The 14,673-nt window shown below is 73.7% G+C and carries 12 protein-coding genes; 10 read left to right on the top strand and 2 right to left on the bottom strand.

Going from position 1 to position 14,673, the window contains the following annotated elements; all coding sequences use genetic code 11:
- Positions 1-29: 29 nt before the first annotated feature.
- Positions 30-665, bottom strand: a complete 636-nt coding sequence (locus JOF41_RS06300) for a hypothetical protein (protein WP_209616957.1) — start codon at positions 663-665, stop codon at positions 30-32.
- A 133-nt stretch (positions 666-798) separates the two neighbouring features.
- Between JOF41_RS06300 and JOF41_RS06305 the strand changes: the two genes are divergently transcribed.
- The 4 genes from JOF41_RS06305 to JOF41_RS06320 all read left to right on the top strand — a co-directional run bounded on the left by JOF41_RS06305 (position 799) and on the right by JOF41_RS06320 (position 5,499).
- Positions 799-2,064, top strand: a complete 1,266-nt coding sequence (locus JOF41_RS06305) for a sensor histidine kinase (protein WP_209616959.1) — start codon at positions 799-801, stop codon at positions 2,062-2,064.
- Complete coding sequence (locus tag JOF41_RS06310; protein ID WP_189225530.1) at positions 2,064-2,711, top strand: LuxR C-terminal-related transcriptional regulator; 648 nt, start codon at positions 2,064-2,066, stop codon at positions 2,709-2,711. The genes JOF41_RS06305 and JOF41_RS06310 overlap by 1 nt, the downstream gene beginning before the upstream one ends.
- 90 nt (positions 2,712-2,801) lie before the next feature.
- Positions 2,802-4,373 carry a spherulation-specific family 4 protein gene (locus JOF41_RS06315; protein WP_209616961.1) on the top strand — a complete coding sequence of 524 codons (1,572 nt, stop codon included), beginning with the start codon at positions 2,802-2,804 and terminating at the stop codon, positions 4,371-4,373.
- Positions 4,374-4,647: 274 nt separating this feature from the next.
- Complete coding sequence (locus tag JOF41_RS06320; protein WP_209616963.1) at positions 4,648-5,499, top strand: serine hydrolase; 852 nt, start codon at positions 4,648-4,650, stop codon at positions 5,497-5,499.
- A gap of 55 nt (positions 5,500-5,554) precedes the next feature.
- Here JOF41_RS06320 and JOF41_RS06325 read toward each other — a convergent pair whose 3' ends face one another.
- Positions 5,555-6,745: an MFS transporter gene (locus JOF41_RS06325; RefSeq protein ID WP_189225498.1), complete on the bottom strand. Its 1,191-nt coding sequence runs from the start codon at positions 6,743-6,745 to the stop codon at positions 5,555-5,557.
- A gap of 356 nt (positions 6,746-7,101) precedes the next feature.
- On the opposite strand from JOF41_RS06325, the gene JOF41_RS06330 reads away from it, so the two are divergent.
- From JOF41_RS06330 to JOF41_RS06355, 6 genes are all read left to right on the top strand, one after another.
- Entirely contained in the window at positions 7,102-8,289 is a 1,188-nt protein-coding gene (locus tag JOF41_RS06330; RefSeq protein WP_189225499.1) for an ROK family transcriptional regulator, read from the top strand.
- A 201-nt stretch (positions 8,290-8,490) separates the two neighbouring features.
- Entirely contained in the window at positions 8,491-9,684 is a 1,194-nt protein-coding gene (locus JOF41_RS06335) for an ROK family transcriptional regulator (protein WP_189225500.1), read from the top strand.
- 17 nt (positions 9,685-9,701) lie between these two features.
- A complete protein-coding gene (locus JOF41_RS06340; protein ID WP_209624046.1) occupies positions 9,702-11,219 on the top strand; it encodes a sugar ABC transporter ATP-binding protein in 1,518 nt (505 codons plus the stop codon).
- Complete coding sequence (locus tag JOF41_RS06345) at positions 11,219-12,250, top strand: ABC transporter permease (RefSeq protein WP_189225501.1); 1,032 nt, start codon at positions 11,219-11,221, stop codon at positions 12,248-12,250. The genes JOF41_RS06340 and JOF41_RS06345 overlap by 1 nt, the downstream gene beginning before the upstream one ends.
- 55 nt (positions 12,251-12,305) lie before the next feature.
- A complete protein-coding gene (locus JOF41_RS06350; protein WP_189225502.1) occupies positions 12,306-13,352 on the top strand; it encodes a substrate-binding domain-containing protein in 1,047 nt (348 codons plus the stop codon).
- Between the two features lie 46 nt (positions 13,353-13,398).
- Complete coding sequence (locus JOF41_RS06355; protein ID WP_189225503.1) at positions 13,399-14,544, top strand: Gfo/Idh/MocA family protein; 1,146 nt, start codon at positions 13,399-13,401, stop codon at positions 14,542-14,544.
- The last annotated feature ends 129 nt before the right edge of the window (positions 14,545-14,673 follow it).

The raw sequence follows: 14,673 nt of genomic DNA on the forward strand, positions 1-14,673 counted from the left end.
GCTGGTCTGCGCGGTTTCCGGGGTGCTGCTCACGGGGTCGAGCCTAGCTCTTGCGCGCCCGCGCGGCCGATTGGCGCGACCGCGCCCCGGCGGGCCGCGTCCCGCGCGGCAGCGCGTCCCCACCTGGTGCGGCCCCACGGCTTGAGCACCGACAGCAGCGTGATCACGAACAGCACGACCAGCATGACCGCCGACCCGGAGACCACGTTCGCGGGCAGCGCTCCGATGTCGGCGGCCGGGTCGTGCTCGGTCGCCGCGAGCGCGGTCCTGACGTTGTGCGCGACGCAGGCGTAGGCGAACGCCATCCCGCCCACGGTGAGCACCAGCTTCAGCACCACCCACCAGTGGTGCAGCACCCGCCACTTGGTGCGCAGCGCCAGCACCAGGCCGGTCACCAGGGCCCCCAGGCTGCCGGGGATCATGATCACCCTGTCGCTGAGGTGCATCAGCTCGTAGGCGGCGGGCCGCAGCGGCTCGCCCGCGCTGGTCGTGGCCGCGACGCCCATGACCAGCATCGCGTACGCGCCGCCGAACCAGCCGACCGAGATCGCGACGTGCAGCAGCAGCCACACCTTGCGCGCTCCCGGTCTCATCCGCCTGCTCGACGGGCGCTTCCCCGGTCCCCGGCGGTCGTCGGGCGCGCTGGTGCTCGTGGGTTCCGCCATCACCGCTCCTCCGAAATCGGCTGTGGCGACCAGTGCAGCGGCTCCGCTCGCCCGGCGGATCACAGCGGAGACCCGTTCACGGGTATAGCCAGCTGTGCTGCGCCCGTGCGGTTTCCTCGTACGCTGCGGGGACGTGGACATCGCGGTGATGCGGAACCCGGTGCGGCTGCTCGGCTCGGCGATCCCGTGGCGGGCTTGGGCCTACGCGGCCACCGGCGCGCTGCTGGGCCTGCCCACCCTGGTGGCGCTGTTCGCGCTGATCGCGCTGGGCACGGCGTTCACACCGGTGCTCATCGGCCTGCCGGTGCTGGTCGCGGTCGGGTTCAGCGGGCTCGCGGTCGGCGCGCTGGAGCGGCGCAGGCTGGCGCTGCTGGGCGGGCCGCCACCGCCCAGCCCGCACCGGTCGTTGGGCGCGGTGCGGGGCAGGCGGTGGGTGCGCGCCAGGGGCGGCGAGAGCGCCACGTGGCGCGAGTTCGCCTACACGGCGCTGTTCGCCACCGGTCTGTGGGTGCTGGACTTCGTCGCCGCCGCGATCCCCGCGCTGTCACTGGCGCTGCTGGCCGCACCGGTGGTCCGCGGCCTCTCGCCGGGGTCGGTGCGCTACCTGGGCCTGGAACTGACCTCGGTGCGCGCGTCGCTGCCGCTGGTCGTGCCCGCGCTGTTGGGCCTGCTGGTCGGGCTGTACCTGGTCACCCTGGTGGCGGCGCTGCACGCGGGCACCGCCCGCGCCCTGCTGACCGGCACCTCCGCGCGATCGGACCAGGACATGGAGCTGATCCGGTCGAACGGGCGGCTGCTCGACGCCTTCGACGCGGAGCGGCGGCGCATCGAGCGGGACCTGCACGACGGCGTCCAGCAGCGGCTGGTGGCGCTGGCCGTGCTGCTGGACGCGGCGCGGGCGCGGGCGGGGGAGGAGTCGGCCGAGCCGCTGGCGCGGGCCCACGCCGAGGCCGTCACCACTCTGGCCGAGCTGCGGGAGCTGGTGCGGGGCATCCACCCGCACGTCCTGGTCGAGCGCGGCCTGCGGACCGCGGTGGCCGAGCTGGTCACCCGCTGCCCGCTGCCGGTGGACGTGCGCATTCACGGCGTGGGCAGGCTGCCCGCCGCGGTGGAGAGCACGGCCTACTTCGCGGTCAGCGAGGCGCTGACGAACGTGGTCAAGCACTCCGGTGCCGACCAGGCGTGGGTGCGCGGCCGGGTGGCGGGGGACCTGCTGGTGGTCGAGGTGGGTGATCGGGGACCGGGTGGGGCGGACCCGGAGCGGGGCAGCGGGCTGCGCGGGCTGGCCGACCGGGTGACGGCGGTGGGCGGCCGGGCGCTGCTGTCCAGCCCGCCCGGAGGGCCTACGGTCGTGCGGGTGGAGATCCCGTGCGAGCCCGGTGGGGCGGGTGGGCGGTGATGCGCGTGGTGCTGGCGGAGGACTCCGGGTTGCTGCGGGAGAGCCTGGTCGGCCTGATCACCCGGTTCGGCCACCGGGTCTCCGCCGCGGTGGGCACCGCCGAGGAGCTGGTGGCCGCCGTCCGCGCCGAGGTGCCCGACGTGGTGGTGACCGACGTCCGGATGCCGCCCGCGTTCCGCGACGAGGGCCTGCGCGCGGCCATCGCGCTGCGCGCGGAGCTGCCCGCGCTGCCGGTGCTGGTGCTCAGCCAGCACGTGGACACCCCGTCGCTGGCCGAGCTGCTGGAGACCGGTGGCGCGGGCACCGGCTACCTGCTCAAGGACCGCGTGGCCGACGGCGCGGACTTCCTGGCCAAGCTGACCGAGGTGGCGGGCGGCGGCACGGTTGTCGACCAGGACGTGGTGCGCCGCCTGCTGTCCCACCGCCGCGACCCGCTGCGCCTGCTCAGCGCCCGCGAGCTGGAGGTGCTGGGGCTGATGGCGCAGGGCCGGTCCAACGCGGCCATCGCCGCGGACCTGGTGATCTCCGAGGTCACCGTGTCCAAGCACATCGGCGGCATCTTCACCAAGCTGGACCTGCACGTCGACAGCGCCGACCACCGGCGGGTGCGGGCCGTGCTGGCCTACCTGCGCGGCCGCGGCGGCTGAATCGTTGCCGAAACCGGCCGCCAGCCGGCCCACCCCGGACCTGCCTTCGCAGGATTGCCCTGGTCCGGGGGCCGGCCAAGACTGACCGTCATGACGCGCCTGAGAACCGCCGTGGGCCGCGCCGGGGTTGTCGTCACGACGGTCGCCGCGCTGGCGCCCGCACCCGCCAGCGCCGCGCCACCGCACCAGAAGACCGCCGTTCCCGCCTACTGGAGCCCGACCACGCCCGACGGGCTGACCGGGTTCCGCCGTCTGGCCCAGAACCGGCCCACCACGGGCATCGTGGTGGTCAACGGCAGCCGCAGCATGCCCGAGGCGCCGTTCTCCCGAGCGTGGGCGGACGCGATCGAGGCGATGCACAACGCGGGGATCAAGGTCCTGGTCTACGTCGACACCGGCTACCTGGGCGTGGAGTTCGGCCAGGGCGCGCACCGCACCCGCGACGGGGAGACCTCGCCCGAGGCGTGGACCGCCCAGATCGAGCGGGACATCGACGACTGGTACGCCCTCTACGGCGGCTACGGCGTCGACGGCGTGTTCCTCGACCAGACCATCGCGACCTGCGGCGCGGAGGGCGAGCACGTGGCCCGCTACGCCGCGATCAGCGCCCGGATCAGGAGCACTCACCCGCACGCGCACATCGCCCTCAACCCCGGCCACCCGACCGAGCAGTGCTACGAGGGCGTGGCCGACACCATCCTGTCCTTCGAGGGCGACTACCAGTCCTACCTGGCGCACACCCCGCCGGACTGGGAGCTGGCCCACGCCGACCACGACAAGTTCTGGCACCTGGTCTACGACGTGCCCACGCGGGAGGACATGGCGGCGGTCGTCGCCCGCAGCAAGGCCAACGGCGCGGGCTACGTCTACGTCACCGACCGCGGGCACGACCCGTACCCGTGGGACGTGATCGCCGGGTACTGGGACGCCGAGCTGGGCGAGGTGGCGGGCGTGGTGGACACGACCGCGCCCGCCGCGCCGCGCGAGGCCACGGCGGTCGCCTCGCCGGTGCAGGTGGTGCTGCGCTGGCGGGGCTCGCTGGACAACGTGGCGGTGACCGACTACGAGGTGCTGCGCGACGGCGTCCCGGTCGGCACCACGCACGACACCGCGTTCACCGCGACCGGGCTCCAGCCGGGCACCGCCTACACGTTCAGCGTCCGGGCCCGCGACGTCGCGGGCAACGCCTCCACGCCCAGCGCGCCGGTCACCGTCACCACGCCGCCCGCCTCGGTGCTGGCGCCCGCCGGGTGCGTCACCCCGACCGCCGCGCAGTACCGGGCCGACTTCACCAGGGACTTCACCCACCGCCGGGTGTTCATCGACTCCGACGACGACCCGGCCACCGGGTGGGCGCTGCCGCCGGGGCAGCCGCAGGGCATGGACCACATGGTCGAGGGTTCCGTGCTCTACCGGTACACCGGGCCGGGCTGGGCCTGGGAGCCGGTCGCCGAGGTCGAGCAGGAGGTGGCCGGGCCGACCTTCACCTGGCGGGTCTCCACCGACGTGCTGGCCGAGGCGGTGGGCAGCCGTCAGGTGGTGGTGTTCAACGGCTCCGACGGCGCGGAGGACTTCAGCGATCCCGTGGTGGTGGTCGCCACCGACGACTGCTCCGCGGAGGCGTTCCCGAGCGCGTCCCGGCACGCTCGCGGGGGCCGCTGACCGCGGGCCGCGACGACCAGGCGGGACAGCGGGGCCGGGGACGTCGGTCCCACCCGGTGATCGGTAGGACCGACCTGTGCCACTAGAGTGGAGCGCCTGCCAGTCCGAGCTCTGGGGGAGCACGTGGCGGAGATCGAAGCCGTGGCCGACCGCGCCGGACCGGCGCGCCGCCCGCGCTTCGTGACGTCCCATTCGTCTTGTCGATGACGGGGCTGTTCGCGCGGCGGGTGCGCCCACCGCGCGTCGTCCCGCGGGAAAGGATCGTTCGGACTCCATGAAGGTATTCAGGAAGGGCGCGGTCGCGGTCGCCGTCCTCGTGGCCATGACCGCCGCGCCCGCGCTGCCCGCGGGTGCCGCGCCCGTGCTCGTCAGCGGTCAGCAGGACGCCAAGCACCGCTTCGACCCCGCGCTGCTGGCGCGCATCCACCGGGCGAACGCCTACGCCCAGAACCGCCCCGGCTTCGCGGGGATCGTGGTGCGGGACCGCCTCACGGGCGCGGTCTGGCGCAACTCCGACTCCGACACGCTGATCTGGGCCTGCTCCACCCCCAAGCTCGCGATGGTGGTGGACCTGCTGCTGCGCAGCGACGCGGGAGCCGTCACGCTCACGGCCGAGGACCGCGACCTGATGCACCGCATGCTGCACTCCAGCGACGACGACGCGGCGCACACCCTGTGGAACCGCTTCGGCGGAGAAGCCGAGTTCGCCTCCCGCTTCCCGTCCTACGGCATGACCGACATGCGGTTCACCGACGAGCACCCGCACCACTGGGGCTGGATCCTCACCACGGCCGACGACCTCGACCGGCTGATCAACTACGTGTTGGAGGAACTGCCCGCCGTCCACCGCGACTACATCGTCAACGAGATGCGCGGGGTCGACCCCAACCAGCAGTGGGGGGTCTGGGGAGCGGGGAGCACCGCCCGGCCGGGCAACAAGAACGGCTGGTCCGACGACAACGACGACGGTTCGTGGCTGATCAACTCGGTCGGCTTCGTCGGCCCCGACGAGCGGTACACCCTGGCCATCATGGACAACACCCAGGTCGTCGAGAACGGTTACGAGGTCGGCGTGCGGACCACGACCGAGACCAGCAGGATCATGTTCGGCGGCTACTTCGGCTGACCCGTGCTCCGGCGCCGGTGGGTGCGGCACCGCGCACCCACCGGCGCGATGCGGATCAGGCCGTGCGCCGCTCGACGGCCACCGACAGCGCCACCAGGGCCAGGCCCGCCAGGCTCAGCGCCACGCCGACCCACGCGGTGGCGGTGTAGCCCCAGTCCGCCGCGATGGCCAGGCCGCCCAGCCAGGCCCCCGCGCCGTTGGCGATGTTGAGCGCCGAGTGGTTGGACGAGGAGGCCAGCGACGGCGCGTCCGGGGAGGCGTCCATCAGCCGCACCTGCAGCGCCGACGCCAGCACCTGCGAGGTCAGGCCGAGCAGGAACACCGAGCCGAACGCGGCGGCGGGCGCGGTGGCGGTCAGCCCGAGCAGCACCAGCACGGCGGTCACCGCGATCAGCGAGCCGAACACGGTGCCCATCACCGACCGGTCCACGAACCGGCCGCCGACCGTCGCGCCGATCGTCATGCCCAGCCCGAACACCGCCAGCACCCACGGCACGGCCCCGCCGGGCAGCCCGGCGACCTCGGTGGTGATCGGGGAGATGTAGGAGTAGACGGCGAACATGCCCCCGAACCCGACCATGCCGGTGAGCAGGGCGAACCACACCTGCGGACGGCGGAACGCGCGCAGTTCGGCGGCCACGCCCGCGTCGCGCGGGGCGGGCGTCCTGGGCAGCCACCTGGCCACCGCCAGCGCCGTGGCGACCTCGATGACGGCCACCGCCAGGTAGGCCGCGCGCCAGCCGATCTGCTGCCCGGCCACGGTCGCGACCGGCACGCCGACCAGGTTGGCCACGGTCAGCCCGACCATGATCCGGGCCACCGCGGTGCCCCGCCGCTCCGGCGGCACCAGTGCGGCGGCCACCACGGCGGCGATGCCGAAGAACGCGCCGTGCGGCAGCCCGGCCAGGAACCGGCTGGTCATCAGCAGCCCCGTGCTCGGCGCCACGGCGGACAGCCCGTTGCCCGCCGCCAGCGCCAGGGTCAGCGCGATCAGCAGCCCCTTGCGCGGCAGCTTCGCGGCCAGCACGGTGATCAGCGGGGCGCCGACCACCACGCCCAGCGCGTAGAGGCTGATCGCGTGGCCCGCGGTGGGGATGGAGATGCCGAAGGTGTCGGCGACCTGGGGCAGCAGGCCCATGGTGGCGAACTCGGTGGTGCCGATGCCGAAACCGCCCAGCGCGAGCGCGGCCATGGCGGCGGGGTTGCCCCGGCGGGTGGCGGGTGCGGCGGTGGCGGTCGCGGTCATGGGGGTGCTCCTGTCGACTCCGTGCCCCGTGTCGACAGTGACCGAGACTGACTCGGTTAGCTAGCCAAACTATTTTATCGGTGGTGGTCGCCCGTGGCGCATGACTGTGCTCACACCCGGTGTTGATCCTTTGTGGACCGGAGGGCTCCGCCGGGTGGCCACTGTGGACGGACCGATCACCGTTCGTGCTCACCGGTTCGGCCGAACGTGCGCTTGACGGGGCCGTCCGTGCGTCGAGGGCCGCGCGTCGGGCGTCGGCTCCGGGTTTTCCGAACGGCGAACTCGGGGTGCCGGGAGTCCGACTCGCGGGGTGGGCGGGGGTGTTGAATGGAGGCGGGCGGTGAAGGAGGCGGGCGATGGCGGCACCTGGTGGAGGACGTGGTCCGCGCACGCGGACCGACCTGCTGCGGTTGCTGCGCGACGAGGGCGCCACGTCCAGGGTCGCCCTGGGCGAGCGGCTGGACCTGCCGCGCGCCAAGCTGACCGCCGAGATCGCCAGGCTGGTCGACGAGGGGCTGGTCGCGGTGGGCGGTCCGGCCGCCAGTCGGGGCGGCAGGCGCTCCACCCTGGTGCACCTCGCCGACGACCTGCGGGTGATCGGGGTGGACGTGGGCGTCACCTCGATCACGGTCGCGGTCACCGACGGCCGGTGCGAGGTGCTGGCCAGCCAGAGCGAGGACTGCGCGGTGCGGCTGGGCCCGGTCGAGGTGCTGCGGCGGGTCGCGGACCTGGCCGAGCGGGTGCTGGAGAAGGCGCCCGGCCGGCTGATCGGCGCGGGCATCGGGCTGCCGGGGCCGGTCAGCTTCCGCGACGGGATGCCGGTCGCGCCGCCGATCATGCCCGGCTGGGACCGCTACCCGGTGCGCGACGACCTGGCGGGCCGCTGGGGCTGCCCGGTCACCGTGGACAACGACGTCAACGTGATGGCGCTGGGGGAGCGCCACTCGGGCGTGGCGCGCTCGCTGGACGACTTGATACTGGTCAAGGTGGGCACCGGCATCGGCTGCGGGATCGTCGTCGGGGGGCGGGTCTACCGGGGCGCCGCGGGCACCGCGGGCGACATCGGGCACATCCGGCTGGACGACTTCGGGCCCGCCTGCGCGTGCGGCGAGCTGGGCTGCCTGGAGGCGTACTTCGGCGGCGCGGCGCTGGCCCGCGACGCGCTGACGCTGGCCCGCAGCGGGCGCTCGCCGATGCTGGCCGCCACCCTGGCCGAGAAGGGCTCGCTGACCGCCGAGGACGTCGGCGTGGCCGCCTCCTCGGGCGACTTCGCCGCGGCCAACCTGATCCGCGAGGGCGGGCGCAGGCTGGGGCAGGTGGTCGCCTCCCTGGTCAGCTTCCTCAACCCCGGCATGGTGGTCATCGGCGGCGGCGTGTCCCGGCTGGGCCACTCCCTGCTGGCCGAGGTGCGCAGCGCGGTCTACCGGCGGTCGCTGCCGCTGGCCACCGGCAACCTGCCCATCGTGCTGTCCGAGCTGGGCGAGCTGTCCGGCGTCATCGGCGCGGCCTGGTCGGCCACCGATCGGGCCTTCGACATCGCCTGAGCGCGCCCGCGCCGTCATCCCCGACAGGGGCACCCGCGGCTACCCCGTTGCGCCCATGTTTCGTCCGTTCGGAGCCTACTTTCGACAAGTTTAAGCAAAAGTCTTGCCAAGTTTGACCTTTTGCCCACAGGATTGCGCTCGGCTTCAGCCGGAAGTGTGAGCTGGAGCACGGGAACGCCCCTCGATGGAGCGGAGGCGCACGTGCCGCGATCGGTCGGTTCGCCGGGCAGGCGGGACACCCTCGCCCTGCTCGCCCGCACCCTCCGCGAGCACGGCCCCGCCTCCAGGGCGCGGCTGGCCGTCCTGACCGGACTGCCCAAGGCCACCGTCTCAACCCTGGTCGTGGAACTGGCCCGGCGGGGCCTGGTGCGCGTCGCGGGCCGCGTCGAGCTGCTGCCCCGCACCGCGTTCGGCATCGGCGTCGAAGTCCGCCTCACCAGGGTCGTGGCCACCGCCGTGGACCTCGACGGCGGCACCCGGCTGAGCAGGCAGGCGGTGTGCGAGCCCGCCGCGCTGCGGGTCGAGGAGGTCGCCGACCGGATCGGGTGGGTGATCGCCGAGCTGAGCGCGGACGTGCGCGCGGCGGGCGGGTGGGTCTGCGGGATCACCGTGGTCGCGCCCGGCCTGATCGACACCGAGCACGGCGTGGTCCGGCTGGCGCCCCGGCTGCGCTGGCGGGAGGTGGCGCTGCTGGACACCGTGGCCGCGCGCACCGGCCTGCCGCTGGAACTGCTCGCGCTGGGCAACGACGCCAACCTGGCCGCGCTCGCCGAGCACCGCGCCGACCCGGTGCCCGACCTGCTGTGCCTGGTCGGCGACCACGGCGTGGGCGCGGGCGTGGTCGCCGACGGCGTCCTGGTGCGCGGCGCGTCGGGCTACGCGGGCGAGGTCGGGCACATGGCGCTGGAACCGCTGGGCCCCTACTGCGCGTGCGGCAGGCGCGGCTGCTGGGAGGCCTGCGTCGGGTTCGACGCGCTGCTGCACGCCGTGGCCGCGCCCGGCGACCCGCTGCTGGACCCCGCGCTGGACGCCGCCGAGAGCCTGGCCGTGGTGCGGGCCAGGGCCTCGGCCGGGGACTGGCGCGCGCTGGACGGCCTGCACCGGATCGGCGCGGCGCTGGGCACCGGCGTGGCGATCCTGGCGACCCTGCTCAACCCCACCGCCGTGGTGCTCGGCGGCTACTTCGCCGCGCTGGCGGAGTGGCTGGTCGAACCGGTGCGGGCGGAGGTCGCGGCGGGGCCGGTGGCCGCCGCGGCGGTGCCCTCGGTGCGCGCCTCGGCGCTGGGCGCGAGCGCGGCGGGGGCGGGCGGCGCGCTGCTCGCGCTGGAGCGCGCGTTCGACGACCCGGCCAGATCCGGTCCGGACCACCACGACCACGAGGAGGCCCCCGCGTGAGCGAACCGCTGCTGACGATGTCCGGCATCGTCAAGACCTTCCCCGGCGTGCGGGCGCTGGACGGGGTGGACCTGGAGGTCCGCGAGGGCGAGGTGCACTGCCTGCTCGGCCAGAACGGCGCGGGCAAGTCGACGCTGATCAAGGTGCTCGCGGGCGCCCACCAGCCGGACGCGGGCACGATCACCTGGCGCGGCGCGCCTGCGGTTCTGTCCTCGCCGGTCGCCGCGCTGCGGCTGGGCGTGGCCACCATGTACCAGGAGCTGGACCTGGTGCCGGGGATCTCGGTGGCGGAGAACATCTTCCTCGGCCACGAGCGGGCGCGCTTCGGCTTCAGCAGGCGCGGCGCCATGCGGCAGCGCGCGGTGGAGCTGATGCGCAGGCTCGGCCACCCGGAGATCCGGCCCGACCGCGAGGTGGGCCTGCTGTCCGCGGCCGGGCAGCAGCTGGTCAGCATGGCCCGCGCGCTGGTCCACGACGCCCGGCTGATCGTGATGGACGAGCCGACCGCGGCGCTGGCCTCCGACGAGGTGGACAACCTGTTCCGCATCGTCGGCGAGCTGACCGCCGCGGGCGTGGCCGTGGTCTACATCTCCCACCGGCTGGAGGAGATCCGCCGGATCGGCAGCCGGGTCACCGTGCTCAAGGACGGCCGCACGGTCGCCTCCGGGCTGTCCGCCGACACCCCGACCAACGAGCTGGTGGACCTGATGTCCGGCCGCAAGGTCGAGGCCGTCTTCCCGGTCAGGCAGGCATCCACCGCGGACGAGCGGCGCGAGGTGCTGGTGGTGCGGGGGCTCACCCGCCACGGCGAGTTCCGCGACGTCAGCTTCACCGTGCACGCCGGGGAGATCTTCGGCATCGCCGGGCTGGTCGGCTCCGGCCGCAGCGAGGTGCTGGAGACCGTCTTCGGCGCGCGCAAGCCGGACGCGGGCAGCGTCACCGTCGACGGCCGCGCGCTGCGGCCGGGCAGCGTCGCCGACGCGGTGCGCGCGGGCATCGGGCTGGCCCCGGAGGAGCGCAAGAGCCAGGGCCTGCTGCTGGAGCTGCCGGTGGCGCACAACGTGACCCTGGCCAGCCTGTCCGCCTACAGCCGGGCGGGCTTCACCGACCGCGCCCGCGAGCTGCGCGACTCGCGCGCCACCCTGGAGCGGCTGGACCTGCGCCCGGCCGACCCGCGCAGGCTGGTCGGCACGTTCTCCGGCGGCAACCAGCAGAAGGCGGTGGTGGCGCGCTGGCTGGTGCGCGGCTGCCGGGTGCTGCTGCTGGACGAGCCGACCCGCGGCGTGGACGTGGGGGCGCGCGCCGAGCTGTACCGGCTGATCCACGAGCTGGCCGCCGAGGGCGTGGCCGTGGTGCTGGTCTCCAGCGAGGTGCCGGAGGTGCTCGGTTTGGCCGACCGGGTGCTGGTGCTGCGCGAGGGGGAGGTGGCCGCGCAGCGGCCCGCCGCCGAGCTGACCGAGGCCGCCGTGCTGGACATCGTGATGGAGGGCAGCGCCGTGAGCGAGATCGCGGACGTCACCGAGGAGGCTGTCTGATGGTTGCGCCCCAACGGGAACTGACCGCGCAGCAGGGGGTCGGGAAGGCCCCGCCCTCGCCGGGGGAGCGCAAGTGGTCCGGTGGGCTGAGCTTCGACGTGCGGCTGGCCGGTCTGCTCGGCGTGCTGCTGGTGCTGTGCGCGGTCGGCTACGCCACCCGACCCGACAGCTTCCTCACCGAGGCCAACATCTCCACCATGCTGCGCCTGGCCGCGGCCATCGGCGTGGTCAGCGTCGGCATGACGTTCGTGATCATCAGCGGCGGCATCGACCTGTCGGTGGGCTCCATCGTGGCGCTGTCGAGCGTGTGGATGACCACGGTGGCCACCCAGTCCTACGGACCCGCGGTGATGGTGCTGTGCGCGCTGCTGGTCGGCCTGGGCTGCGGCCTGGTCAACGGGCTGCTGATCTCCTACGGCAAGATCGTGCCGTTCATCGCCACCCTGGCCATGTACGCCTCGGCGCGCGGCCTGGCCGAGCGGCTGTCCGGCAGGCGCACCCAGGTGGTCACCGAGACCGGGTTCACCACGTTCTTCCGCGGCGCGTTCCTCGGCGTCCCGGTGCTGATCTGGATGCTGGCCCTGGTCTTCGCCATCGGCTGGGTGGTGCTCAACCGCACCACGTTCGGCCGCCGCACCTTCGCCGTCGGCGGCAACGCCGAGGCCGCCCGGCTGGCGGGCATCAACGTCAAGCGGCACACCGCGCTGGTCTACGGCATCGCGGGCCTGTGCTGCGGCATCGCCGCGCTGATGGTGGTCGCCAGGACCACCTCCGGCGCCTCCACCAACGGCCTGTTCTACGAGCTGGACGCCATCGCCGCGGTGGTCATCGGCGGCACGCTGCTCAGCGGCGGCCGGGGCACCCTGATCGGCACGCTCATCGGCGTCCTGATCTTCACCGTGCTCAACAGCATCTTCACCCAGAACAACCTCGACACCGACATCCAGAACATCGCCAAGGGCGTGATCATCATCGCCGCGGTGCTGCTCCAGGGGATCACCGCGCGCAGGCGCCGCGTGCTCAAGACCTGACCGCACCAGCAGTCCCAGCCCCCACCGCCGTCCACCGACACCGCTGGAGTCCGCCATGTCCTCACTCGACCGCCGCAGGTTCCTCTGGGGCACCACCGCCGTGGGCGCCACCGCGCTGCTCGCGGGCTGCACCTCCAACGAGACCCCGCAGAGCACCGGCGCCGCGCTGGCCGGGGCCTCGGGCGCGAACACCCAGCCGGGCAAGCAGGTCACCATCGGCTTCTCCGCACCCGCCGCCGACCACGGCTGGATGGCCGCGATGACCAAGAACGCGCGCGCCCAGGCCGAGCAGTTCTCCGACGTGACCCTCAAGGCCACCGAGGGCACCAACGACGTCAACCAGCAGATCGCCCAGGTCGAGACGCTGATCAACGACAAGGTCGACGTGCTGGTGGTGCTGCCCTTCGACGGCAAGGCGCTGACCGAGGTCGGCAGGCAGGCCATGGACGCGGGCATCCCGGTGATCAACGTCGACCGGATCTTCGACACCCCGCTGGCCTACCGGACCTGGATCGGCGGCGACAACTACCGCATGGGCGTCAACGCGGGCAACTACATCGCCGAGCAGATGAAGGCCAAGAACATCGCCAACCCGGTCATCGCCGAGGTCGCGGGCATCGACGCGCTGCCGCTGACCCAGGAGCGCAGCCAGGGCTTCAAGGACGCGCTGGCGCGCAGCGGCTTCAGCGTCGGCCCCCGCGTCTCGGCGCAGTTCACCTCCGAGTCCGGCGAGCAGCAGACCTCGAACCTGCTCCAGGGCGCGAGCCGGATCGACGCGCTGTGGAACCACGACGACGACCAGGGCATCGGCGTGCTGGCGGCGATCGAGAACGCCAACCGCAGCGAGTTCATCATGGTCGGCGGCGCGGGCTCCAAGAACATGATGGACCGCATCAAGGCGGACAGCAGCGTGGTCAAGGCGACCGTGCTCTACAGCCCCTCCATGGCCTCGTCGGCCATCGCGCTGGCCCGGCTGCTCGGCCAGGCCAAGGGCATCGGCGACCTGGCCGAGCACGAGATCCCCGCGCTGATCACCACCTACTCCGCCGTGGTCACCAAGGACAACGTCGACCAGTACATGGACGTCGGCTTCGACTCGTGAGCGAGGCGGCATTGCGGTTAGACGGCACAGGACGGAAGGCGACGCGATGAGCGAGAGCAACGGGGAGATCGGGGTCGGGATGGTGGGCCACGCCTTCATGGGCGCGGTCCACTCCCAGGCGTGGCGCAACGTGCACCGGTTCTTCGAGGTGCCGCTGACGCCGCGGCTGGCGGCGCTGTGCGGCCGGGACGAGTCGCGGGCCAAGGAGGCCGCGGCCAAGTACGGCTGGGCGGGCGTGGAGACCGACTGGCGAACCCTGGTGGAGCGGGACGACGTGGGGCTGGTGGACGTGTGCACCCCCGGTGACACCCACGCCGAGATCGCCATCGCGGCGCTGACCGCGGGCAAGCACGTGCTGTGCGAGAAGCCGCTGGCCAACACCGTGGCCGAGGCGGAGGCCATGGCGGCGGCGGCCGAGCGGGCCGCGGCGCGGGGCGTGCGCTCGATGGTGGCGTTCAACTACCGCCGGGTGCCCGCCCTCGCGCTGGCCCGCAAGCTCGTCGAGGACGGCAGGATCGGCGAGGTCCGCCACGTCCGCGCGGTCTACCTGCAGGACTGGCTGTCCGACCCCGCGGCGCCGATGACCTGGCGGCTGCGCAAGGAGAAAGCGGGCTCCGGCGCGCTGGGCGACCTGGGCGCGCACATCGTCGACGCCGCGCAGTGGGTGGTCGGCGACCTCATCACCGGGGTCTCGGCGCTGTCGGAGACCTTCGTGCGGGAACGTCCCGACGGCGAGGGCACCGGGCAGGTCACCGTGGACGACGCCGCGCTGTTCCTGGCCCGCTTCGCGGGCGGCGCGGTCGGCACCTTCGAGGCCACCCGCTACGCGCTGGGCCGCAAGAACGCGATGCGGTTGGAGGTCAACGGCTCGCGCGGCAGCCTGGCCTTCGACTTCGAGTCGATGAACGAGCTGTCGTTCTTCGACGGCGACGCGCCCGGCGCGGAGGCCGGGTTCCGGCGAATCCTGGCCACCGAGCCCGACCACCCCTACGTGGGCGCGTGGTGGCCGCCGGGGCACCTGCTGGGCTACGAGCACACCTTCACCCACGAGGTCGCCGACCTGCTGACCGCCATCGGCACCGGCACCGACCCGGCGCCCAGCTTCGCCGACGGCCTGCGCGTGCAGCGCGTGCTGGCCGCGGTGGAGGACAGCGCCGCGCACAGCGCCACCTGGACCCCCGTCGGGGGCTGACCAGCCCGGATCAGGCGGCAACGCCGCCCCGGCGCGCGGGCCGGGGGCGGCATCGCCGTGCGGAGAGGAGGACGCCCACCCGTCCGCGGTTCCCGTCGTCGTGAGCGTGAGAACGAGGAGAGAACACCC

Source organism: Saccharothrix coeruleofusca (assembly GCF_017876325.1).
Taxonomy (GTDB): Bacteria; Actinomycetota; Actinomycetes; order Mycobacteriales; family Pseudonocardiaceae; genus Actinosynnema; species Actinosynnema coeruleofuscum.